General features: G+C 65.7%; 18 protein-coding genes. 8 read left to right on the forward strand and 10 right to left on the reverse strand.

Annotation, left to right across the window (positions count from 1 at the left end; genetic code table 11):
* Positions 1-15 precede the first annotated feature (15 nt).
* The gene (locus tag PWP93_RS29915) at positions 16-1,380 is read right to left on the reverse strand and encodes an efflux RND transporter periplasmic adaptor subunit (protein WP_421047251.1); all 1,365 of its coding nucleotides are present in this window, start codon (positions 1,378-1,380) and stop codon (positions 16-18) included.
* Between the two features lie 469 nt (positions 1,381-1,849).
* A complete protein-coding gene (locus PWP93_RS29920; protein WP_421047252.1) occupies positions 1,850-2,326 on the reverse strand; it encodes a VOC family protein in 477 nt (158 codons plus the stop codon).
* Between the two features lie 180 nt (positions 2,327-2,506).
* Between PWP93_RS29920 and PWP93_RS29925 the strand changes: the two genes are divergently transcribed.
* On the forward strand, positions 2,507-2,818 hold the full coding sequence (locus PWP93_RS29925) for a cupin domain-containing protein (protein ID WP_421047253.1): 312 nt from the start codon (positions 2,507-2,509) through the stop codon (positions 2,816-2,818).
* A 30-nt stretch (positions 2,819-2,848) separates the two neighbouring features.
* Here PWP93_RS29925 and PWP93_RS29930 read toward each other — a convergent pair whose 3' ends face one another.
* The 4 genes from PWP93_RS29930 to PWP93_RS29945 form a co-directional block, all read right to left on the reverse strand.
* Positions 2,849-3,250 (reverse strand): hypothetical protein, encoded by a 402-nt coding sequence (locus PWP93_RS29930; protein WP_421047254.1) that lies wholly within the window; start codon positions 3,248-3,250, stop codon positions 2,849-2,851.
* Positions 3,251-3,379: 129 nt separating this feature from the next.
* Positions 3,380-3,805 (reverse strand): cupin domain-containing protein, encoded by a 426-nt coding sequence (locus PWP93_RS29935; RefSeq protein WP_421028514.1) that lies wholly within the window; start codon positions 3,803-3,805, stop codon positions 3,380-3,382.
* A 222-nt stretch (positions 3,806-4,027) separates the two neighbouring features.
* The gene (gene ilvD / locus PWP93_RS29940; protein WP_421047255.1) at positions 4,028-5,887 is read right to left on the reverse strand and encodes a dihydroxy-acid dehydratase; all 1,860 of its coding nucleotides are present in this window, start codon (positions 5,885-5,887) and stop codon (positions 4,028-4,030) included.
* Positions 5,888-6,208: 321 nt separating this feature from the next.
* Positions 6,209-7,306, reverse strand: a complete 1,098-nt coding sequence (locus tag PWP93_RS29945) for a porin (protein WP_421047256.1) — start codon at positions 7,304-7,306, stop codon at positions 6,209-6,211.
* A 243-nt stretch (positions 7,307-7,549) separates the two neighbouring features.
* Here PWP93_RS29945 and PWP93_RS29950 point away from each other — a divergent pair, with 243 nt between their 5' ends.
* From PWP93_RS29950 to PWP93_RS29960, 3 genes are all read left to right on the forward strand, one after another.
* On the forward strand, positions 7,550-8,827 hold the full coding sequence (locus tag PWP93_RS29950) for an AAA family ATPase (RefSeq protein WP_421047257.1): 1,278 nt from the start codon (positions 7,550-7,552) through the stop codon (positions 8,825-8,827).
* Positions 8,828-8,843: 16 nt separating this feature from the next.
* Positions 8,844-10,652, forward strand: a complete 1,809-nt coding sequence (locus tag PWP93_RS29955; protein WP_421047258.1) for a cobaltochelatase CobT-related protein — start codon at positions 8,844-8,846, stop codon at positions 10,650-10,652.
* 126 nt (positions 10,653-10,778) lie between these two features.
* A complete protein-coding gene (locus PWP93_RS29960; protein ID WP_421047259.1) occupies positions 10,779-11,978 on the forward strand; it encodes a DnaJ domain-containing protein in 1,200 nt (399 codons plus the stop codon).
* A 25-nt stretch (positions 11,979-12,003) separates the two neighbouring features.
* Here PWP93_RS29960 and PWP93_RS29965 read toward each other — a convergent pair whose 3' ends face one another.
* The 3 genes from PWP93_RS29965 to PWP93_RS29975 all read right to left on the reverse strand — a co-directional run bounded on the left by PWP93_RS29965 (position 12,004) and on the right by PWP93_RS29975 (position 17,056).
* A complete protein-coding gene (locus PWP93_RS29965; RefSeq protein ID WP_421047260.1) occupies positions 12,004-13,611 on the reverse strand; it encodes an inorganic phosphate transporter in 1,608 nt (535 codons plus the stop codon).
* A 311-nt stretch (positions 13,612-13,922) separates the two neighbouring features.
* Positions 13,923-15,101 carry a porin gene (locus tag PWP93_RS29970; RefSeq protein ID WP_421047261.1) on the reverse strand — a complete coding sequence of 393 codons (1,179 nt, stop codon included), beginning with the start codon at positions 15,099-15,101 and terminating at the stop codon, positions 13,923-13,925.
* Positions 15,102-15,139: 38 nt separating this feature from the next.
* The gene (locus PWP93_RS29975; RefSeq protein ID WP_421047707.1) at positions 15,140-17,056 is read right to left on the reverse strand and encodes a bifunctional sugar phosphate isomerase/epimerase/4-hydroxyphenylpyruvate dioxygenase family protein; all 1,917 of its coding nucleotides are present in this window, start codon (positions 17,054-17,056) and stop codon (positions 15,140-15,142) included.
* A 329-nt stretch (positions 17,057-17,385) separates the two neighbouring features.
* Here PWP93_RS29975 and aroQ point away from each other — a divergent pair, with 329 nt between their 5' ends.
* The 4 genes from aroQ (at position 17,386) to PWP93_RS29995 (ending at position 21,155) form a co-directional block, all read left to right on the forward strand.
* The gene (aroQ, locus tag PWP93_RS29980) at positions 17,386-17,877 is read left to right on the forward strand and encodes a type II 3-dehydroquinate dehydratase (protein ID WP_421047262.1); all 492 of its coding nucleotides are present in this window, start codon (positions 17,386-17,388) and stop codon (positions 17,875-17,877) included.
* Entirely contained in the window at positions 17,874-18,761 is an 888-nt protein-coding gene (locus PWP93_RS29985; protein ID WP_421047263.1) for a shikimate dehydrogenase, read from the forward strand. Before aroQ ends, PWP93_RS29985 begins: the two co-directional genes overlap by 4 nt.
* A gap of 111 nt (positions 18,762-18,872) precedes the next feature.
* Positions 18,873-20,240, forward strand: a complete 1,368-nt coding sequence (locus tag PWP93_RS29990) for an MFS transporter (RefSeq protein WP_421047264.1) — start codon at positions 18,873-18,875, stop codon at positions 20,238-20,240.
* A 240-nt stretch (positions 20,241-20,480) separates the two neighbouring features.
* Entirely contained in the window at positions 20,481-21,155 is a 675-nt protein-coding gene (locus tag PWP93_RS29995) for a TetR/AcrR family transcriptional regulator (protein WP_421047265.1), read from the forward strand.
* 164 nt (positions 21,156-21,319) lie between these two features.
* Here PWP93_RS29995 and PWP93_RS30000 read toward each other — a convergent pair whose 3' ends face one another.
* Complete coding sequence (locus PWP93_RS30000; RefSeq protein ID WP_421047266.1) at positions 21,320-21,604, reverse strand: hypothetical protein; 285 nt, start codon at positions 21,602-21,604, stop codon at positions 21,320-21,322.
* Positions 21,605-21,656: the final 52 nt, after the last annotated feature.

A 21,656-nucleotide genomic window follows, 5' to 3' on the forward strand; every position in this document is an offset into this window, starting at 1 on the left:
CGCAAGGGCGGGGGATCAGGACGCTTCTGAGGCGGGTGCTGCTTGAGAGGCGGCCGGTTGCGCTGCGGCGCCCACGGTGCTCGCGCCCGATGCCGGCGGCAGCGGTCTCGAAAGCGGATGCGCAGGGTTGCCCATGCGCGCCGCGCTCGCGCCGTGCGGCGCGCCAGCTGCACCTGGTTTTGCCTCGGAGGGCTGGATTTTCGCGCCGTCGTTGAGGCGGTCGAACCCGTCGGTCACCACGCGCTGGCCCGCCGCGAGGCCCGCGACGATCACCGTATGCCGGCCGTCGCCCGGGCCCAGCGTGACCTTGTGGACCGACACGGTGTTGTCGGCGTTCACGAGATACACATAGTCGCCGGGTGCGCCGTTTTGCACGGCGGGCGTGGGCACGAGCACGGCGTTTTCCATCGTGTCCACCAGCAGCCGCACGTTTACGAACTCGTTGGGAAACAGCGCCTCGTCGTCGTTGGGCACGCTTGCGCGCAGCGTGACCGTGCCGGTGGCCGTGGCCATCTGGTTGCTGATCGCGTAGAGCATGCCGGTGGCGAGCTCCCGGGTGTTGTCGCTGCTATAGATCGTGACCGGCAGTTTCGCGCCGGCGTTCACGCGCTGGAGCACGCTCGACAGCGCGTTTTGCGGCACCGTGAATTGCACCGTGGTGGGCTTCATCTGCGTGATGACGGCGATGCCGGTCGAGCTCGACGCCGTTACGTAATTGCCCGGATCGACGAGGCGCAAGCCCACGCGCCCCGATACAGGCGCGGTGATGTGGCAGTAGGCGAGATCGAGCTCGAACTGCTTGATGTTGGCGAGATCGGCCTTCACGGCGGCCTCGTCCTGGGCCACAAGGAACTTCTGGTCGGTATAGGTTTGCTCGGCAACCGACTGCTTTTCGTGGAGCTGCGAGTAGCGCGCGAGGTCGGCGCGGGCCTGCGCGAGCGACGCGCGGTCCTTGGCGAGCTGCGCCTCGGCCTGCTCCTTGCTGATTTCATATTGGCGCGGATCGATCTGCGCGAGGAACTGGCCTTTCACGACCTCCTGGCCTTCGCGGTAGCCGACTTCGGTGAGGTAGCCGCTCAGTTGCGGCAGCACCGTGACGGTGGCGACCGGTGTGACGGTGCCGAGCGCGTCGAGCGTCACCGGCATCGAGCCGAGCGTGGCGGGCGCAACGGTCACGACCTGCGCGGGCGCGGCGTGCTCGGGCTTCTTGCCGCGCAGCACGTGCATGACGACGAGCGCGATCAGCACCAGCACGATCAGCGCGAGAATCCAGCGCCCGCGGCGCTTGCGCGGCGGCGGCGCGTCGGGCGCCTTGGACGTGGGCGGCGTGGGGGGAGTTGGGACTTGCGGGGCAGCGGGGTGGTTTGGCGTGTCGCTCATGCCAGTCTCCCAGTGGTGCCGACGGGATGCGCAGCGCGAATGCGGGGGGCATGAGCGGACCGCGGCGCCTGGACCGCGCCGGGCCGGTTATCGTCGGATTGCATACGCATACTCTTGGTTGTTGTGTGCCGCCGATGCTGGGCGCGGTCGGGCTGAGAGGGCCGGACCGCGAAGCCTGGAAACTCGCAGTCTAACCAACTCATGCGTTAATTTATAAACGTCAGCTATTTGAAAGATTTATTGCCATTACAAGGGGCGGATTTTGTCATCCGGCTTTACGTGACATTGAGCGGCTTTACCGGCAGCGGGTTTGCGCGGGGAGCGACAAGCAATGGAAAGCAGCGGCAACATGCAGTGCGCACGCTACCTGGGGATTCTTGCAAAAAGCTTTCGTGCGGTGAGAAGCTCTGCGCTAGCGCAATGGCGGGGGCGCGTAGGGTTTCGATTGCGCAGAGCGTGGCGTTGCGGTTCAGCCGGCCGTACCCGCATAGGCCGCTCTCAGCGTGGCTACGTCGAATTTCACCATCGACATCATGGCTTTGGCCACGCGGGCGGCCTTGACCGGGTCGGAATCGGCCATCATGCGCATGAGATCGTCGGGGACGATCTGCCATGCGATGCCGAAGCGGTCTTTCAGCCATCCACACTCGAGTGGCGCGCCGCCACCTTCGAGCAGGGCGTTCCAGTACCGGTCGACCTCGGTTTGATCTGCGCAGTCGACCATGAGCGAGATCGAGAGGTTGAACGCCTCGGGCTGACCGGAGCCCATGGCAATAAAGGGCTGCCCAAAGAGTTCGAAGTCGACTACCTTGGTATCGCCGGCGCTCGTAATCGGCGTGACGCGGACGATGCGCGAGTCCGGGAAGATTGTCGTGTAAAAGGCCGCGGCTTCCTCGACCTGCGCGGCGGAATACCAGAGAAAAGGCGTGATTTTTTGAATCGCCATGACGCATCTCCTGTTGATGTCTGCACCCATGTGCGGGCGGCCGAAAGTAACGCATGTTGCCATCGATAGGGCGAATGCAGGCTAACAAAATAGATACCCGGCGCCGAAAAGTCTCGATTTTTTGCGCCAGTCGGGCGTGATATTCTCGAAGCCCCTTTCCCCAAGGCCAGCCGGTTCGTCATGAAGATCATTCGTAGCAGGCGCTTTACTGCTGACCGCCCTTGGGGCGCGCTCGATATTGCCAATATGCGCGGCATTACCACGAGGCTGCACTGGACGAATGAACCTTATCAATGGCACGTCAACGATGGCGAAGAGGTGTTTGTCGTGCTCGATGGCCGTGTCGACATGCGCTACCGCGAAGCGGGTATTGAGCAATCGGTGATCCTGGAAACAGGCGATATTTTTTATGCGTCCGTTGGGACCGAGCATGTGGCGCATCCGCTTGGCGAGGCGCGCATTCTCGTGGTTGAAACGGAGGGTAGTGTGTGAGGCCGGCGTGGCCTCCGGGCTGGCGGGCAACTACCCGAAAACCCGAGCCCAAACCGCACGAATGCGCCGCGCGCGATCTTCAAGGAGATATGAAGCGATCAGTGCGAGCAGTCCTGAGAGGATTCCCGTCATGATGTGCTCGACAACGGGAATACGGTAGTGGCTTTTGTGCGAGTAGGCATCGCCCAGCGTCGTCAGGCAGCCGACAATGAGTGCATTGCCGTATCGATGCGCGTAGAGTTTTGCAGCCGGCGTGAAAGTTAGCAGTACGGCCAGAATTCCGGTGAGCAGTCCGGTATGGAGGGCAATCGTCCAGTGGGCGAGACTCATGATATTGCCCCAGCTTCCCGGCATGCAGGTCATGCAGGCGCTGGTGGGCTGCCAGAAACGCTGGACGAACAGCCGGGCGCGGCGCTTCCATTCTCCTGACATGATGTGTTCCCCGTTGGGATCCCGTCATCGACATCCTCTTGACGTCACGCCAGCGTACTCTTGAGCTTCAAGGGCTGCATCGGGTGATTCGATGGTGAACGTTGATCGGACGGTGCCAGGCACCCCCCGTCAAACCCACTGATCGTTCGCAACCGTGCGTTCGCTCGCGGCGTTCTCTCCGGTATTCACAACGCCGCGCGGCTCGATCAGCAGCACTTTCACTTCGCCCTGAGCGCAGGGTTTGTGCTCGACGCCTTTGGGCACGACCGCCATTTGACCGGCGTGCAGCACGATCGAGCCGTCGCCCTGTGGGCCACCGCGAAAATCGATGCGCAGTTCGCCGTCGAGCACGATAAAAGTTTCATCGGTCTCGCTGTGCTGGTGCCAGACGAAGTCGCCCTCGAGCTTGACGACCTTGAATTGGTAGTCGTTCATTTCCGCGACCACCCGCGGCTGCCAGTGGCCCTCGATCAGCGCGATCTTGCCAGCCAGGTCGATCGCTTCGCATTGGCCGCGCGCGGCGGGTGCAGTCTGGGAAGGCGTTGATGCGGACATCGTTCTCTCCGTGCAGGTGTGGATGTCTTGCCGAGAATATGCAACAGCTGCGCCTGCACAAGGCACGAGCCAGGGCTCCGAGAATGCCACATTTGCGCGCCGCGCGCCGCCGCGCTTGCAGCCGCGCTTGAACAGCACCCTCAAACAAAAAAGCCGCTCCAGAGAGCGGCTTTCGTCCGGAAGTAAGGCGCCGGTTCGAAATCCCCGGGCGCCCATCCACCCTCAATCGTCGAGCAGCGAAAGGTCCCGCACCGCGCCCTTATCCGCCGACATCACCAGCTTGGCATAAGCCTTGAGCGCCGCCGACACCTTGCGCGGACGCGCCTTCGCCGGCTTCCAGCCCTTGGCGTTCTGCTCTTCGCGACGGCGCGCCAGTTCCTCGTCGGACACGAGCACGTTGATCGTGCGATTCGGAATATCGATGCGGATCTTGTCGCCATCGCGCACGAGGCCGATCGCGCCGCCCGCCGCCGCTTCAGGCGAGCAGTGGCCGATGGACAGCCCCGAGGTGCCGCCCGAGAAGCGGCCGTCGGTCAGCAGCGCGCAAGCCTTGCCCAGGCCCTTCGACTTGATATAGCTCGTCGGGTAAAGCATTTCCTGCATGCCCGGGCCGCCCTTGGGGCCTTCATAGCGCACGATCACCACGTCGCCGGCCTTGACCTTGTCGGCGAGGATGTTTTCAACCGCTTCGTCCTGCGATTCGGTCACGTGCGCCGTGCCTTCGAACACGAGAATGCTGTCGTCCACGCCGGCGGTTTTCACCACGCAGCCGTCGAGCGCGATATTGCCCGTGAGCACCGCGAGGCCGCCTTCCTTCGAGAAAGCGTGCTCGTTCGAGCGGATGCAGCCTTCGGCGCGGTCCAGATCGAGGCTCGGCCAGCGCGTGTTCTGGCTGAAGGCCACCTGCGTCGGCACGCCTGCGGGGCCGGCCATGTAGAACGTCTTCACCGCATCGTCGACATTGCGCACGATGTCCCACTGGTCCAGCGCATGCTTGAGCGAGGGCGCGTGTACGGTCGGCACGTCGGTGTGCAGCTTGCCGGCGCGGTCGAGCTCGCCGAGGATCGCCATGATGCCGCCCGCGCGATGCACGTCTTCGATGTGGTACTTGTTGGTGTTGGGCGCCACTTTGCACAGCTGCGGCACGACGCGCGAGAGGCGGTCGATGTCGGCCATGGTGAATTCGATGCCCGCTTCCTGCGCGATCGCCAGCAGGTGGAGGATCGTGTTGGTCGAGCCGCCCATGGCGATGTCCAGCGTCATCGCGTTCTCGAACGCCTTGAAGCCCACCGAGCGCGGCAGCACGCGCTCGTCTTCCTGCTCGTAGTACTGGCGCGCGAGTTCGACGATGCGGCGGCCGGCGCGCTTGAACAGCTGCTCGCGGTCGGCGTGCGTGGCGACGACGGTGCCGTTGCCCGGCAGCGAGAGGCCCAGCGCCTCGGTCAGGCAGTTCATGGAATTGGCCGTGAACATGCCCGAGCACGAGCCGCAAGTCGGGCAGGCCGAGCGTTCCACTTCGGCCACTTCGGCGTCGGAGTACTTGCTGTCCGCGGCGATCACCATGGCGTCGATCAGGTCGAGCTTCTTGACTTCGATGGCCTTGGTGACGGGGTTGGCCAGGCGCGTCTTGCCGGCTTCCATCGGGCCGCCCGAGACGAAGATCACGGGGATGTTCAGGCGCATGGCGGCCATCAGCATGCCCGGGGTGATCTTGTCGCAGTTGGAGATGCACACCATGGCGTCGGCGCAGTGCGCGTTGACCATGTATTCGACCGAATCCGCGATGATGTCGCGGCTCGGCAGCGAATACAGCATGCCGTCGTGGCCCATGGCGATGCCGTCGTCCACGGCAATGGTGTTGAATTCCTTGGCCACGCCGCCCGCGGCCTCGATTTCGCGCGCAACGAGCTGGCCGAGGTCTTTCAGGTGCACGTGGCCCGGCACGAACTGGGTGAACGAGTTGACCACCGCGATGATCGGCTTGGAAAAGTCGTCGTCTTTCATGCCGGTGGCGCGCCACAGCGAGCGCGCGCCGGCCATGTTGCGGCCGGCGGTGGAGGTCTTGGAACGGTATGCGGGCATCGTGGTCGCTTGAGAGTGATTGTCGGGGCCTGTTCACACTAATAACAGGCTCGCGAACGTGCCTTTCCGGTCGCAGTGCAAGGAGCAAGGAGCGCCGTATGGCCGAGCCATACAAGCGACGCGCGACGCCGCAATGCGGCCGGAAAGACACGTTCCCCAAATTAAGAATTTCATTGCGCGGGCTGGCCGCTAGAAGGGCCTGTTATTAGTGTGAACAGGCCCCAGGTAGCGGGCCGCGGGATTGAAGGCCCCCTGAGCCCGTGCGAACAACCTCTTGAGCTGCACTCCGGGCAAGCGGCGATTATCCCACACCCGCTCCGATCAGAAGATGTGGCGCATGCCGGCTGCCACACCGGTCTGGTTGTTGCGGCCGGGGAAGTCGGCCCTTGCCGCGCCCGAGCCGTGCGCGTAGTCGACCGTGCCGTAGATCTGCGTGCGCTTGGACAGCGCGTATTCGGCCAGCACGACAGCCGTGTAGCGAATGCCGGTGCTCAGCGTCGCGCCGTCCGCGTTCAGCGCGTTGCTGGCGTGGTCGTAGTAGTAAGCGGCCGTGAGCGTGAGCGGCGAGGTGACCTGCCACACGGCGCCGGCGTAGAGACCGTTGTCGATGCGGTTGGTCTTTGCCACGGGACCCGCGAAGCTGGCCGCCGGCGAGTTGGCCGAGGCCATGTACAGGTCGACGAAACCGGTGTTGTCCTGGCCCCAGAGCCAGCCGGCCAGCGCCTTGACCGGGCCGATCTGGTAGACGCCGCTCACGTTGACCACGCGGTACTTGTTGTTGTGCGGGTCGCTGTTCTGCTGGTAGCCGACGTCGAGCGAGGCCGGGCCCCAGGTGTACGCCGCGGTGAAGCCGTACATGTTGTTCGCGCCGGTGCTGCCCGGCACGCCGCCGAAGCTGTACATGCCTTCGAGTTCGAGGCCGCCGAAGTGGCCGTCGTACTTGACCGAGTTGTTCTGGCGCAGGCCGTAGCCGAGCGCGCCCGGCAGCCAGCCGTCCTGGTCGAAGTTGCCGACGGTCAGCGGGTCGTACACGTTGCCGAGCTGGTCGAACAGCGGCGTGTTCTGGCGGCCGAACGTGAGCGCGCCGTACTGGTTGCTCTGCAGGCCGACGTACGCCATCCGGTTGAACAGGGTGTTCTGGCTGGCCATCTGGCCGTTCCAGAGGTTGAAGCCGCTTTCGAGGCGGAATACCGTCGAGAGGCCGCCGCCCAGGTCTTCGGAGCCTTTCAGGCCCCAGCGGCTGCCGGTGACCGGGCCGACGCCCATTTGCACCTGGCTGTCGTTGTTGGCGTTGGCGTTGGTCAGGTAGCGGACGCTCGTGTCGACGATGCCGTACAGCGTGACCGAGTTTTGCGCGAAGGCGGATTGCGCGGAAATCGCGAGCAGGGCGGCGCCGAGCGCTGCGGTGGTCTTCTTCATGTGTTCCCTGTTTTTTAGTCGTTTGGCCTGCATCGCACGGGGGCGTGGGGACCGTCCCGCGCGCGGACGCGGGCCATAATATTGCGAACCGTTCACATTCCTGCAACAACTTTGTCGGTGTGTCGCAGTGCTGCAACATTGGTTGACACCGGCTGCCGCAGGTCGCCGGGCGACCGCCGTGCGCCGCCCGGCGGGTAAGATGGGCAGTTCCTTCAACGGGTTGTGACCGCGCCCTTTTTGCCAATGAACGCTTCCCCTCTCGCAGTTCACGACGACGGCCCCGAGGGCGTCTACACGCGCGGTGCGGGCGAGGTGCGCGAATGGTGGCGCGTTTCGCTCTCCGAGCGCGCCAACCTGTTCCGCATCGAGCATGGCCACGGCGACGCGGCCACCGGCAAGGTCGATATCGATACGGTGGTCGACCTCGATAATCTCGATGCGAAGCTTCTGAAGTGGCGTCGCGAGGGCTTCGCGGCCGACGCGGGCCGCGAGGACGAAGCACGGGCCGCCGAGGCGGGCAGCCGGTTCGGCGCCGAGTTGCGGCTCGCGGCGGCATCGGCGGCATCGGCGCGGGCCGCGCGCAGAGGGGCTCATGGAGCCGGCAGTGAAGTGCGGACCGTGCGCATCGGCACGGTCGACGTGCCGGTCGCGCAAGCCGCGTTGAACGGCGCGCCGGCCTCCCAAGCGCGGGTGCCGCGCATCAACGATGCGTATCTCTTCACGGCGCGCACCGACGACATCGCCATGGACATCGTCGAAAACCGGCGCGTGATGCTGATCGGCCACACGGGCTCGGGCAAGACCAGCTTCGTCGAGCAGATCGCCGCGCGCACGGGCCACGGCGTGCTGCGAGCGAACATGAACGGCCAGACCACCATCGGCGACTTTGTCGGTTTCTGGACCGTGAAGGGCGGCGAGACGGTATGGGTGGATGGCGTGCTGCCCATTGCGATGCGCGAAGGCGCCTGGCTTGTCATCGACGAGCTCGATTTTGCCGAGCCGTCCATTCTCGCGGTGCTGACCGCCGTGCTCGAACCGGACGGCAGGCTGCTGCTCAAGGAGCGCGGCAACGAGATCGTGACACCGCATCCCGAGTTTCGCCTCTTTGCCACGGCGAACGCGGCGGGCGCGATGAGCGCGTATCGGCACCTGTATCAGGGCGCGAATCTGCTCAACGAGGCTTTTCTCGACCGCTGGCGGGTGTATTTGTTCGATTACCTGTCGAAAGATGAGGAAGCCGAAGTATTGCGGCGGACCTTGCCGCAACTTCCGCCCGCGCTCGCGCCGACGCTCGCCGCCATTGCCGCCGACTGCCGTGCCGCGTTCGCGCGCGAGGACCTGGCGAGCGCGTTCTCCACGCGACGCCTGATCGACTGGGCCGAGCTGATGCTGCGCACGGGCGACGCGGAGCGCGCCGCCGGCCCGTCGATCTACGCGAAAGTGAGCGCGGAGGACGCGGCGCTCATTCGCAGCATCATCCGCCATCACGCGATCTTCGACGCCGATCCGGGCGCGCGCTAGAGACGGGCCGGCCATCATGGACAGCGCACGGACCGACAATCTGGAAGCGCGCCTCGGCAAGCTCGCGCGCGCGTTGACGGGCGAGCCGCGCCTTGGTGTGTCGATCGGCGCGGGCGGGCCGCGCGTGGAGCGGGGACGCTTCGTGTTGCCTTCGCATGCGGCTGAATCTGTCGAAGCCGATGAAGACTTGCTGATCGGCTACCTCGATTTGCTCGCGGCGCGCTGGCGGCATAGCGCGCAGCCCCGGCTCGACGCCGCCCAGGCGGGGGTGACGGGGCGCATTGCCCAGGCCGTCGAGGACCGGCGCGTGCTCGCCCGGCTCGTGGCGGCCTATCCGGGTGCGCACCGTTATGTCGAGCGCTTGCGCGCGCAGTTCGCACGCGATGCAGCGCGGCGCTGGAGCGCACTCGCCTGGCGGGAGCGGCTCGTGTGGGCCATCGAGCGTGCGCTGTGGGACGAAGCCCCTGGCGCGCGCGAGCAAGACGCGGCTTCGCTGGCGGCCGCGTTGCGCGCGTTGGGTGACTGCGGTGGCCGCAACGGGCCGCTTGCGTTGGCGCGCGCGAGCCGGTCGACCGGCGAGAGCGTTCGGGCCGCGCAGGCCATCGTCGCGGCTGTGCGCTCGCTGGCTTCGCGCGGCGCGAACACCATGATGCAGACGGCGCGCCCGCTCGACACCCTCGACGAGGAAACGCTCGCACGCGAACTCGACGACTTCGGCGCGCACGACGACATCGATTTTGCGTCGACGCCAGACGATGCCGATGCAGCCGCCGCCGAGGCCGCGGGCTATCCCGGCGCGCCGGCGCTGGAAGCCGCAAGCGAGGCGCCCGGCGATGCGGCTTCGGCGCCCGGCGCCACGCTCTCCGAGGCCGATACCGTGCCGCCACGCGCAGCTCCTCGCGAAGCGCCGCGCGCGAAGCCGGTCCGCTCGATCCCGCTCACTGCGGCGTTTGATGTCGTGACCGATCTCACCGGCAGCGGCGACGCCACGGCGTGGCGCAAGCTGCGGGCGCTGGCGCGCGCGGAGACGGGGGCGCTCAAGACCCAGCTCGAACGCGTGCTGAAAGCCGACGAACTCACGCACTGGAAGCGCGAGCAGGAGCGCGGCGAGATCGACCGTGCCGCGCTCGCCCGGCTTGCGGCCTCGCGCGGCTATCGCACGCCGTTCCGCGTCGCCAGGCACGCGCGTGGCCGCGACGCGGCCATGACGCTGCTGCTCGACCTCAGCGGATCGATGGCGGGGCGCAAGATCGAACTCGCGCGGCTGTGCGCGGCCGCACTGGCCGACGCGCTCATGCAGCTTGGTTTCGACTGCGAAGTGCTCGGTTACAGCTCGGTCGAGTCGCCCGACATGCGTGCGCAATTCGAGCGCGCCCGCGCGGCGGGCGCGGACCTGCGCGGCTACAACCGCTTCGTCGAGCGGCTCGATCTGCGGGTTTTCAAGCGCTTCGATGCGCTCGGCTCAAGCGATGCGAGCGGTCTGGCGGCGATCGAATGCGGCTACGAGAACCCCGACGGCGAGGCGCTCGCGTGGGCCGCTGCGCGGCTCGCCGCACGCAAGGCGCGGCGGCGCCTGCTGTTCGTGCTCTCGGACGGCTACCCTGCCACGAGCGACGGCGATCCCGCGGTCTTGCGCAGCGACTTGCATGCGCGCGTGGCGGAAGCGGTCGAGCAGGGCATCGAGCTCGTTGGCATCGGCATTCAGGACGATGCCGTCGAGGCGTTCTATCCGCACGCCGTCGTCGTGCACAAGCTGCACGAACTGCCTGCCGTGGCGTTCGCGACGCTGAGCCGGATGCTGGCGCAGCGCGCGCGCCGAGGTTGAGCGCATCCGCCGCGATTCTTGCCGCGAGCGCCCGCGTGTTATACCTTTTCCGATAACACCGCCAACCGCGCGGCGCAGTTGCTCAACTCAACGACTCAAGCACTTCACGGAATCGACACTCCGGTCATGCCCGCCTCCGACCCAAGGAACCGAGAAGACTACGACCGCCTCTATTACCGGCTCGATCTCGAGCCCGGGGCCAGCGCGGCCGATATCAAGCACAACTACCGGCAGCTGGCGCAGATCTTTCATCCAGACAAATGGCGGCATCCGAGCCCGGCGTCGCTGCACTGGGCCTCCGAGCAGTTCAAGAAGATCAAGGAAGCGCGCGAGGTGCTGGAGACATACTGGCACGTGCACGACGAAGCGCCCGCGAGCCGTGTGGCACAGAGCGATGCGCATATTGCCCGCGTGCGCGAGCAGGTGCGCGAACTCCAGTTGAATCGCGAGCGGCTGCGCAGCGAACTCGATGCGTTGCAAAGCGCAAAGCTGCGTGGACTTGCCGAGTTCGCGCGCATGCAGACCGAGCGCGAACGCCTGATCGGCGAACTAGTGCGCTTGCGCGAGGACGCTACACGGGAGCGTGCGAGCGCCGCAGAGCGGCGCGAGCAGGCGCAGGCGGCCGGTTCCGCCAGTCCCGCCGATTCCGCGAATGGCAACGGGAGCCATGCAAGGCATCATGATGCGGACCTCGCGCTGCCCGAACGGCACCCCGTGCGTGACTTCTTCTACTCGCGTTTCGACGACCCCGCACGCGGCTGGCTGATGACGTTGAGCGGCATTGTTGTGATGTGCATCGTCATTTTTGTGGTGGCGCACAAGATCGTCTTCAGCATATTCGACGCGGGCGGTTCGTGGCGCTGGCTCGGCGAAACGCTGCAAGGCCTGCTGATTGCAGTGGGCGTGGTGCTGGCAGGCGGTTATGCGTGGGCGCAGCGGACCTTCTATCGCGCCGATCGTGCGGGGCGCGAGCATGGCATGCCGCTGCCTGCGCATTCAACGTGGCTGCGTGTGTGCGCCGCGCTGCGCGGCACGGGCCGGCATGGCGCGCAATGGAGCATCGAGACGCTCAAGCAATTGCCCGGCGACGCGGGCTTCGAACTGCGCGCAGTCCTGCGCTATTCCACGGCGCGGCCAGGGCAGAGCGAGGGGGAAGCGCACCAGGCCGTGATCTTCCTCTGCCGCGCGCGCGCCGTGAGCGCGGGCGAGACGCGCATCGCCTGGGGCTTCGGCGTGCATGCGCCGGCGTGGTGGCTTTTGCCGGCGGCGAAAGTCGTGCGCGATTTGCGCAGACGGATCGAGATGGACCTCGCGGCGCGGCTATGAGATTTCTTTGTGCCGCGCGCTTTGTTCAGAAGAATTGACGGAACACCCAATAGAGCAGCGCAGAAAGCGCAATCGACGCGGGCAGCGTGAGCAGCCACGCAAGCGCGAGATTGCGCACGGTTCCCCATTGCAGGCCCGAGCCATTGGCGGCCATCGTGCCGGCAACGCCGGAAGCGAGCACGTGCGTGGTCGAAACGGGCAGGCCGTAGGCGTCGGCCATGCCGATGGTCAGCATGGCCACGGCTTCGGCGCAAGCGCCTTGCCCGTAGGTCAGATGCTGCTTGCCGATTTTTTCGCCCACGGTCACTACCACGCGCCTCCAGCCCACCATCGTCCCCAGCCCGAGCGCGATGGCCACCGCCACCTTCACCCAGGTGGGGATGAACTTGGTGGCGTGGTCCATCTGCTTGCGGAAGGCGTCCAGCGTGGCGGCGTCGGCGGCCGAGAAGGCGGGCGCGTGCGCTTTCTCCATCAGCCGGATGGCCTCGGAAGCGACATACATGTTGTTGCGCACGTTGTCGACGATCGCTTGCGGCACCTGCGCCATCGAGCCGGAGCTGCTCACCTGGTCGCCGATGGTGTCGGTGAGCGCGCGCAGCGCAGGCAGCGTGGCGGGGCGCAGGCGGTGCGTGCTCACGTAGGCTTCGACTTCCGCGCGCGGATTCGCGGGCAGCGCCTCGCGCGGCCCTTCAGGCACGTAGCGCGCGAGCGTGGCCGAAGCCGTGCGCGCGGCGGCCACGAAGGTCACGGTCTGCTCGGGCGTGACGGCCTTGTTGAGCGCATAGGCGGTGGGCACCACGCCGATCAGGATGAGCATGATGAGGCCCATGCCTTTCTGCCCGTCGTTGGAGCCGTGCGCGAACGAGACGCCCGTGCAGGTGAGAATCAGCAACGCGCGGATCCAGAGCGGCGGCCGCTCGTTCGACGGCGGCTCGCGATAAAGGCGCGGCGCGCGCACGAACAGCTTCAACGCGAGCAGCACGAGCGCGGAGAGCACGAAACCTGCCACGGGAGAAAACAGCAGCGCCTTGCCCACGCCCAGCGCCTGGGTCCAGTCGACCCCGGACGTGCCGGAGGGGCCGCTGATCCACTGGTTCATGATGCCCACGCCGATGATCGAGCCCACGAGCGCATGCGAGCTCGACGAGGGCAGTCCGAAATACCAGGTGCCGAGATTCCAGAGGATGGCCGCGATCAGAAGGGCGAACACCATGGCGAAGCCCGCGTGACTGCCCACCTGGAGGATCAATTCCACGGGCAGCAGCTGCAGGATGCCGAACGCGACCGCGCCGCTCGAAACGAGGACGCCAAGAAAATTCCACGCGCCGGACCAGATCACGGCGGTATGCGGTTCGAGTGAATTCGTGTAGATGACCGTGGCGACGGCGTTGGCGGTGTCGTGAAAGCCGTTCACGAACTCGAAGCCGAGCGCGATGAGGAGCGCGAGGCCGAGCAGGACGAACGGCAGCGCGGACCGGCCTTGCACCGTGCTCAGGTCGACGACGAGATGATCGATAACATAGACCGTGCCTGCTGCGATGACGAGGAAGAAGAGCGCGGCGGCCAGGCCGCGGCTGCGCGGCTGGCTGGGCAGGCGCGGCTGGCCCGGCTGGGATAGGGGAACGTCCGGCATGAATGTGCGCTGATGATTGGGCTCATGAGCCTCGCGCGCAGCCGTGGAAACCTCATGTGCGATGACGCCGCGAACCGATGGCGCCAAGGGGTGGCGGACGCGTCGAGCGCGCCAGAACCGGGGCGGCTCGATCGAGACGCGCCAGTGTCTCATAATGATTCGATCATCGGAGCCGGAATGACACCGCTGCGCGCTGCTGCCGTGCACAGACGCCCGCGTAACGCGGGAGCGCGGCGAATCGCGTCGTATAGACGCATGTCGGGCCGCAAACTGCGCGGCCCGACATGGGTGTCCCTACCTGGGCGTCCGCCTTAGAACAACACAGCAATGCCCGCCATGCCGACGAACTGCGAACGCGTGCTCGACGGCGTGCTGTTTTGCGAATCGCCTACGGAGGGGCTCGCATCGACGATGTCGCTCGCGCCGTGTACGCCCAGGGTCTGCCCGCTCGCGTGTTGATAGCCCTCCAGCGCGTAGAGCGAAGTGCGCTTGGAAAGGTGATACGTCTCCTTGAGCGAGATCTGCTGATAGCGCGCGGCGTCGCTGATGCCGTTGGCCCTGGAGGCCAGCGTATATGCATAGCCGCCGCCCACGTCGAACGCGGGCGTGAAGCGCCAGGTGGCAAGCGCGGCCCACGTGTTGAAGACAGCCGTGGAGCCGAACAGCGACTTGCCGCCCGCGAGGTATTCGACGTTGGAATACGACGCTCCCAACATCAGATTGCCGATCGTATAGTTGCCTGCCACCGCCACGTGCTGAACAGCGCGCGCCGAGACGTAGCCGGTGTTCAGCGACGATTTGCCGAAGCTTGCTGTCGACGCGCTGTCGAAGCCGCCCGTGATCGCGGCGTTGTCCATGCGCAGATAGCCCGCGCCGAGCGAGACCGGGCCATTCGTGTAGCGCAGCGCAGCGCTCCATGTCTGGCCTTTGCCGGTACTGCCTGCAATGCCGCCGAACGCATACATGGCGCTTGCCTGCACGCCGTACCAGCTGGGCGACGTGTAAACCGCCGAGTTGTTGATGCGCACGGTGGTGTCGAGTCCGTCGATATCGCCGGGGTGAGCGCCGGTTGCGCCCGTGAGCCAGCTACTGCCCGTGAGCGGCCCCACGAACTGATAGTAGGGCGTGTATTGGCGGCCGAGCGTGAGTTGGCCCGCGCTGCGGTTCTGCAATCCCACATAGGCCTGGCGGTTGAAAATCAGGCCGTTGGTCTGGAGCGCGCCGCTGTTCGGATCGAAGCCGTTCTGCAGGTCGAAGATCGCGAGCGTGCCGCCGCCCAGATCTTCCTTGCCTTGCAGGCCGAACTTCGACGCATAGAGGTTGCCCTGGCGCAGATACACATTCGAGTGGCCGTTCTGGTTGTTGACGTAAGTGATCGCGTCGTCGATTGCGCCGTATAGCGTGACGCTGGATTGCGCAAATGCGGGGCTCGCAATCAGTGCTGCGCCCGCAGCCACGAAAATCACCGGGCCAAAGCCAGTCTTCTTCATCGTTGTAGATCTCCAATAATCAATAACAACAGGATTGCTTATTTATTGTCTGCGGCGCCGTCCTGGCTCGCCGCCCTTGATCGCTGGCGGGCTTGCGCGGCGAGACGTACTGCGGCGTTCGGCGCGCCGTATCCGTCGTAGCCGCCGCGCCGCTCCACCAGTTCCAGGAAGAAGCGCTGATCGAGTGTTTCGGTGTAAGCGTGCAGGAACTCGCCGCCTTGCTCGTCGCGGTCGTACAGAAGGTTGTGCTGGCGCAGCGCGTCGAGGAATTCAGCGGGTAGTGCGTGGCGCGCGTCCAGATCGTCGTAGTAGTTGGCCGGCACGCGCAGCAACGGCACGCCGGCCGCTTCGAACTCCGTCACCGCGCGGAAGATGTCGGCGGTGCTGAAGGCCACGTGGTTCAGGCCGGTGCCGTGATAGGCGCGCACGGTCTCGGCGGTGGCGGTGTGCGGATCGACCGACGCATTGAGCACCATGCGCAAGCCACGGTCCGCGCTGAAGAGCGCGCGACTGCGCACGAGGCCATACGGATCGGGCAGCAGGACGGCGGCGCTCGCCTGCAGGCCGAACACCGCTTTCAGAAACAGCACCCACGCATCGAACGAACCGGCCGGCAGCGAAAGGCTCACGTGATCGATGCCGGTGATGGGGCCGACCTCCGTGGGACCGTCCACATCGGTGAGGACGAAATCGGCTTCGAAGAGCGTCGGCTGGCCCGGCTGCTCGTTAACGAAATAGTTAAGACTTCCGTCCGGTGCCTGCACGGCCTGCACGACGCGCTCGTTAGGGCCGACGCGGCCCGAAAACGGTTGATAGCCAAAGCCCGCTGCGCGTTCGAGCGCGAGGCGGGCGTCGTCCACGCGCAATGCCGAGGCGCATAGCGAAAGCCCGTGGCGCTGGAAAAACGCATCGGCGAACGAATCGGGTTCGGCGTTCAGCACGATGGCCGCCGAGCCATGCCGATAGAGCGTCACGTCCTTCGATCGATGCTGCCCCGCGAGGCGGAAATGGAGTTTTTCGAGCCAGTCGGCTACGCGCCGGCGTGCGCCGTCGTCCACCGCGAACTCGAGGAATTGCCATCCCGCATGCGCCGGCGGCGCGCTCGGGTGGTAGAGCGGCACGGCTTTGTCCGCGCTGTGCAGTGCCTCACGCGTGAGCGCTTCGAGCAGCAGCAGCGAGCGATGGCCATCCGTTGCCGTGGCCGCCGGCGGCGCGCCCCGAAAGCCGTCGTTGAAGATTTCCAGCGAGAGCGGGCCCGTGTAGCCGCTCTTCACCACCTGCGCCGTGAAGTCCGCGAGCGCGAAATCGCCCTGGCCCGGAAAGCAGCGGTAATGGCGGCTCCATTCGAGCACGTCCATGTTCATCTTCGGCGCGTCGGCGATCTGCACGAAGCCGATGCGCTCGCCGGGAATCGTTGCGATGGCATCGGGCGTGTCGTCGAGCGAGAGCGTGTGGAAGCTGTCGAGCGCAAGCGTGAGATGCGAATGATTCACGGCGTTCACGAGCTGCCATGCATGGCGGTACGTGCGCACGTGGCGGCCCCAGGCGAGCGCTTCGTAGCAGGTCACCACGCCTGCCTGCCCGGCGGCCTGCGCGAGCTGGCCAAGCTGATCGATGGCGAGCGCGTCGTCGCCAATCGTGTCGGGCGAGACGTTGCTGCACACCAGCAGCCGCTGCGTGCCCAGTTCGTGCATCACGTCGAACTTGCGCTTCACGCGCTCCAGATTGCGGGCGAGCCGTTCAGGGCTCACGCCCTCGAAATCGCGAAACGGCTGATACAGCACGATCGCGAGCCCGAGGTCGGCGGCCATGCGACGCACATCGGCGGGCGAGCCTTCGAAATAGAGCAGGTCGTTTTCGAAGATCTCCACGCCCGTGAAACCCGCGGCGCTGATGGCGGCGAGCTTTTCCGCAAGCGTGCCGCTGATCGAAACGGTCGCGATGGAGCGGCACAACGGAGCGAGGGTGGGGCTTTGAGGCAGCTTGGACATGGCGTGGCGCGGCAGCGGATGAACGATAACCAGGGGACCGGCAGGCCGGCGGTGCCGGCAAGACTGGAACACGCAAGCGCCGCCGGAGTGCTGCAAGGATAATAAAACTAACTAGTTAGTACAAATTCTCGAAAACCCCAGGGTGACCCGCGCGCATGAGCGGGGCACACTGGCGGCCATGCGTGGGGTGAGCGTATTTGCAGCAGTGCAGGCGAATGCGCCTGCGAATGCATCGCCACCCGCGTTGTTGCAAAGCCGTTTTCGAGTTGTCGTTGTGTATTCTGGAGCGCCTGATGCTATTGCCGTCGGTACTGGTCCTGAACGGGCCGAATCTCAATCTGCTGGGAACGCGGGAGCCCGCGATATATGGGTCCGAAACGCTCGATGACGTCGAGCGCTTGTGCCGCGAAGCCGCCGAGCGGCTTCACATCGAAGTCGACTTCCGCCAGTCGAACGCCGAGCATCAGTTGATCGACTGGCTGCACGAGGCGCGCACGCGCATCGACGGCGTCGTCATCAACCCCGCTGCCTATACGCACACTTCGGTTGCGATTGCCGATGCGCTTTCCGCCATCGACAAGCCCGTGATCGAGGTCCATATCTCGAACGTCCACAAGCGCGAGGCGTTCCGGCACCATTCGTTCGTCTCGCCGATTGCCGAGGCGATCATCGTCGGTTGCGGCACCCAGGGCTATGTGCTCGCGCTCGAACGCATGGCCACGCTGCTGGCAGCGAAGATGGCAAATAAGGCGGCAACTACAGCTGCGAATAAGGGGGCGAAATGAGCGAGCACTCGAACAAGCCGCGCTCGTTTCTCTGCGGGCTGATCGGCAAGGGCATCGGCGGCTCGCTTACGCCCGCGATGCATGAGAAGGAAGGGCGCGAGCTCGGCTTCAACACCGTGTACCGGCGCATCGATCTCGATGCGCTCGGCCTCACCGTCGACGCGTTGCCCGAGCTGCTGCTCGCGGCGCAGCGCATGGGTTTCGACGGCCTGAACATCACCTATCCGTGCAAGCAGGCCGTGATTCCCCTGCTCGACGAACTCTCCGACGATGCGCGCGCGCTGGGCGCTGTGAACACCGTGTTGTTCCGCGATGGCAGGCGCATCGGCCACAACACCGACTGGTCGGGTTTTGCCGCCGCGTTCGAGCGCGGGCTGCCCGACGTCTCGCTCGAAGCGATCGTGCAACTGGGAGCAGGCGGGGCAGGCGCGGCAGTCGCCCATGCCGCGCTGCAGATGGGGGCTCGCGCGCTCACGCTGTTCGACGTGGACGCCACGCGCGCTCAGGCGCTCGCCGGCGAATTGCAGGCACGCTTTCCCGCGGCGCGCGTGAGCGCGGGCAGCGATGGCGATTTGCAGCAGACGCTGGCCGCCGCCACGGGCCTTATTCACGCGACGCCCACCGGCATGGCGAAGCTGCCTGGCTTGCCACTGCCGGCCGAGTATCTGCACGCGCGCCTGTGGGTGGCCGACATCGTCTATTTCCCGATTCGCACGGCGCTGCTCGAAGCGGCCGAGGCGCGCGGCTGCCGTGTCTTGAGCGGCGGCGGGATGGCGGTCTACCAGGCCGTGGACGCGTTCCGGCTGTTCACCGGCCAGGAGCCGGACGCCGAGCGGATGTATGCGCATTTGCAGTCGATGCTGGCGCAGGACGCCGGCCAATAAGCTACCCGCCGCTCGAGCATCACGGCGGCGCTACACGTACATAGATAGTTAGTTTTACATGGGACCAGAGTTAAGCGCCAAACCGCCAACTCTGGTCGACAGGAGAGAGACATGGCACCACCTGTATCGACGGGGCGCGACGCGCCTACCCTTGACGCCGCGCCCGCAGAAGGCGCGTTGCGGCGCTCGAAGGCGCGCTACCGCATCCTCGGCCTGCTGGCCGTGGGCACCATGATTAATTATCTGGACCGCACGGTGCTCGGCATCGCGGCCCCGCAGCTCACCAAGGAACTGGGCATTAACGCGGCACTCATGGGGCTGCTGTTTTCGGCGTTTTCGTGGAGCTATGTGGTCGCGCAGATTCCGGGCGGCGTGTTCCTCGACCGCTTCGGCAGCAAGCTCACGTATTACCTCGCCATGACGTTCTGGTCGCTGTGCACGCTCGTGCAGGGCTTCGTGGGCAGCGTGGGCGCGCTCCTCGCGTGCCGGCTGGGGCTCGGGGTGGCGGAGTCGCCGTGCTTCCCCACCAATAGCCGCGTGGTGGCGACCTGGTTCCCGCAGCACGAGCGCGCGTTCGCGACCGGAACCTATACGGTGGGCGAGTATATCGGTCTCGCGTTCTTCAGCCCGTTCCTCTTCGCGCTGATGGGCGCGTACGGCTGGCGCTCGCTGTTCTATGTGGTGGGCGGCGCGGGCATTGTGTTCGGGCTGATCTGGTGGGCGTTTTACCGCGAGCCGCACGATCACCCGGGCGCCAATCGCGCGGAGCTCGACTATATCGAGGCGGGCGGCGGTCTTGCCAGGCACGACGCAGCCGCGGCCGAGGGCCAGCAAGGGGACAAGAAAGCGGGCAAGAAGGCCTTCGACTGGCGCATGGCCGGCAAGCTGCTGCGCAAGCGCCAGCTCGCGGGCATCTGCCTCGGCCAGTTCGCGGGCAACTCCACGCTCGTGTTCTTCCTCACCTGGTTCCCGACCTATCTTGCCACCGAGCGCCACATGGGCTGGCTCAAGATCGGCTTCTTCGCGATCATGCCGTTTATCGCGGCGTCGGTTGGCGTGATGTTCGGCGGCACGTTCTCCGACTGGATGCTGCGCCGGGGCTTCTCGGCCAACGTGGCGCGCAAGCTGCCGATCATCGCCGGCCTGCTGCTCGCATCGTCCATCATTCTCGCGAACTTCGTGCAGAGCAACGTGACGGTGATCGTGATTCTTTCGGTGGCGTTCTTCGCGCAGGGCATGGCCGCACTCGGCTGGACGCTCGTTTCCGATATCGCACCGGCCGGCATGCTCGGCCTCACGGGCGGCATCTTCAACCTGGCGGCCAATCTTGCCGGCATCGTTACGCCGCTCGTGGTCGGGCTGATCGTGGGCGCGACGGGCTCGTTCGTGTGGGCGCTCGCGTTCATCGGCGCGATTGCGCTGGTGGGCGCCGCGTCGTACATCTTCGTGGTCGGCGATATCAAGCGCATCGAGCTGTAAAAGGCACTCGGGCCTGGCGCTCCGGCGGTCCGCGCCGGGTCGCCGGGTCGGCGGGCGGCTCGCCAGACGGGCCGCGAGAAGGCGCAACGAAGGCCCTCAGGGAGGCCGGCCAGACGGGCCGCGAGACAGCGCAACGAAGGCGCCCTGGGAGGCCGGTCTGGCGCGGGCCGGCCAGCAAGGATGCGCAGAAGCCCATGCTAGAATCGGCCGCATTCCTTCCCACTCGCGTTCCTCAGAAAAATGGCAAGACCGGCGGCTTCGGCCGAAAGCAACGACGCTCAATCCGAAAGCCGGCGCAAGTACGACCCGGAGCAGACCAAGCGCAATATTCTGGAAGTGGCGACCGCGGAATTTTCGGCCATGGGCCTCGCGGGCGCGCGCGTGGATCAGATCGCCGAGCGCACCCACACCACCAAGCGCATGCTCTATTACTATTTCGGCAGCAAGGAAGGGCTGTACGAAGCGGTGCTCGACAAGGTCTACGCCGATATCCGTGCGCTGGAGCAGGACCTGCATATCGACGAGCTCGATCCCGAGGAAGGCTTGAAGCGTCTCGTCGAATTCACCTTCGACTATCACGACCGCCATCGCGACTTCGTGCGTCTCGTGACAATCGAGAACATTCACGGCGCGAAGTACCTCGAGCGGCTCAAGACGTTTCGCAGCCGCAACGCCAGCGTGATCCGCACCATCGAGGATCTGCTCGCGCGCGGCGTGCGCACGGGCGCGTTCCGCGACGACATCGATCCCATCGATCTGCACTTGCTCATCAGCTCGATGTGCTTTCATCGCGTGAGCAACCGCCATACTTTCGGCGCGGCGTTCGGGCGCGATCCTTCGCATCCGCGGCTGCGTGCGCGGCATCGCGAGATGGTGGTGGATGCGGTGGTGAGGTTTGCGCGCAAAGGTGGGTGATATCGCCGGGCGCAAGGGAGCGTGCCCGGCTACGAATGCTTCTGCATGTTTTCTACGGCTCTATCGAGGGCGTTCTGAGCGTCCATCATCAGCCTCTACGCCGCGCAGTACCTTTAAATGTTGGCCAGCGTGAGCGGATCGACGTATTGGGCGCACAAGCGCTATCAGTTACAACCGTGACTGGCCGCGGTCCGATAACAGGTGGTCCCGCCGGGGCCTTTCATTACGCCTTTGCCATTGATAGTTTTCGCCTGCCCGCCACGATTGGTCTGCGTCGTCCGCACGCCATTCTGGTTCGCCTGGGATGTCCAGGCCGTGCCGGTATTGCGGTTATAGCCGCCGGCCGTTTGCCCGTTGCCGCATACCGTTTCACCTCGGGCATTCCTCGCGCATTCTGCGAATGCGTTCGCAGACAATGCCAGGCATGCCAGTATCACCAAAGTCTTCATGACGCTCTCCTGCAGGCGTTTCGTCGGCCTATTGCCCCGTGACGACTGAATC

It is taken from the genome of Paraburkholderia sp. A1RI-2L (assembly GCF_048957375.1).
GTDB lineage: Bacteria > Pseudomonadota > Gammaproteobacteria > Burkholderiales > Burkholderiaceae > Paraburkholderia.

Bases quoted from the DNA above. Each gene is read 5' to 3' on its own strand.
- PWP93_RS29945 (WP_421047256.1), bottom strand. From the start codon at position 7,306: ATGAAGAAGACCACCGCAGCGCTCGGCGCCGCCCTGCTCGCGATTTCC.
- PWP93_RS29985 (WP_421047263.1), top strand. From the start codon at position 17,874: ATGAGCGAGCACTCGAACAAGCCGCGCTCGTTTCTCTGCGGGCTGATC.
- PWP93_RS29915 (WP_421047251.1), bottom strand. From the start codon at position 1,380: ATGAGCGACACGCCAAACCACCCCGCTGCCCCGCAAGTCCCAACTCCC.
- ilvD (WP_421047255.1), bottom strand. From the start codon at position 5,887: ATGCCCGCATACCGTTCCAAGACCTCCACCGCCGGCCGCAACATGGCC.
- PWP93_RS30000 (WP_421047266.1), bottom strand. From the start codon at position 21,604: ATGAAGACTTTGGTGATACTGGCATGCCTGGCATTGTCTGCGAACGCA.
- PWP93_RS29935 (WP_421028514.1), bottom strand. From the start codon at position 3,805: ATGTCCGCATCAACGCCTTCCCAGACTGCACCCGCCGCGCGCGGCCAA.
- PWP93_RS29930 (WP_421047254.1), bottom strand. From the start codon at position 3,250: ATGTCAGGAGAATGGAAGCGCCGCGCCCGGCTGTTCGTCCAGCGTTTC.
- aroQ (WP_421047262.1), top strand. From the start codon at position 17,386: ATGCTATTGCCGTCGGTACTGGTCCTGAACGGGCCGAATCTCAATCTG.
- PWP93_RS29920 (WP_421047252.1), bottom strand. From the start codon at position 2,326: ATGGCGATTCAAAAAATCACGCCTTTTCTCTGGTATTCCGCCGCGCAG.
- PWP93_RS29925 (WP_421047253.1), top strand. From the start codon at position 2,507: ATGAAGATCATTCGTAGCAGGCGCTTTACTGCTGACCGCCCTTGGGGC.
- PWP93_RS29950 (WP_421047257.1), top strand. From the start codon at position 7,550: ATGAACGCTTCCCCTCTCGCAGTTCACGACGACGGCCCCGAGGGCGTC.
- PWP93_RS29990 (WP_421047264.1), top strand. From the start codon at position 18,873: ATGGCACCACCTGTATCGACGGGGCGCGACGCGCCTACCCTTGACGCC.
- PWP93_RS29995 (WP_421047265.1), top strand. From the start codon at position 20,481: ATGGCAAGACCGGCGGCTTCGGCCGAAAGCAACGACGCTCAATCCGAA.
- PWP93_RS29960 (WP_421047259.1), top strand. From the start codon at position 10,779: ATGCCCGCCTCCGACCCAAGGAACCGAGAAGACTACGACCGCCTCTAT.
- PWP93_RS29965 (WP_421047260.1), bottom strand. From the start codon at position 13,611: ATGCCGGACGTTCCCCTATCCCAGCCGGGCCAGCCGCGCCTGCCCAGC.
- PWP93_RS29955 (WP_421047258.1), top strand. From the start codon at position 8,844: ATGGACAGCGCACGGACCGACAATCTGGAAGCGCGCCTCGGCAAGCTC.
- PWP93_RS29970 (WP_421047261.1), bottom strand. From the start codon at position 15,101: ATGAAGAAGACTGGCTTTGGCCCGGTGATTTTCGTGGCTGCGGGCGCA.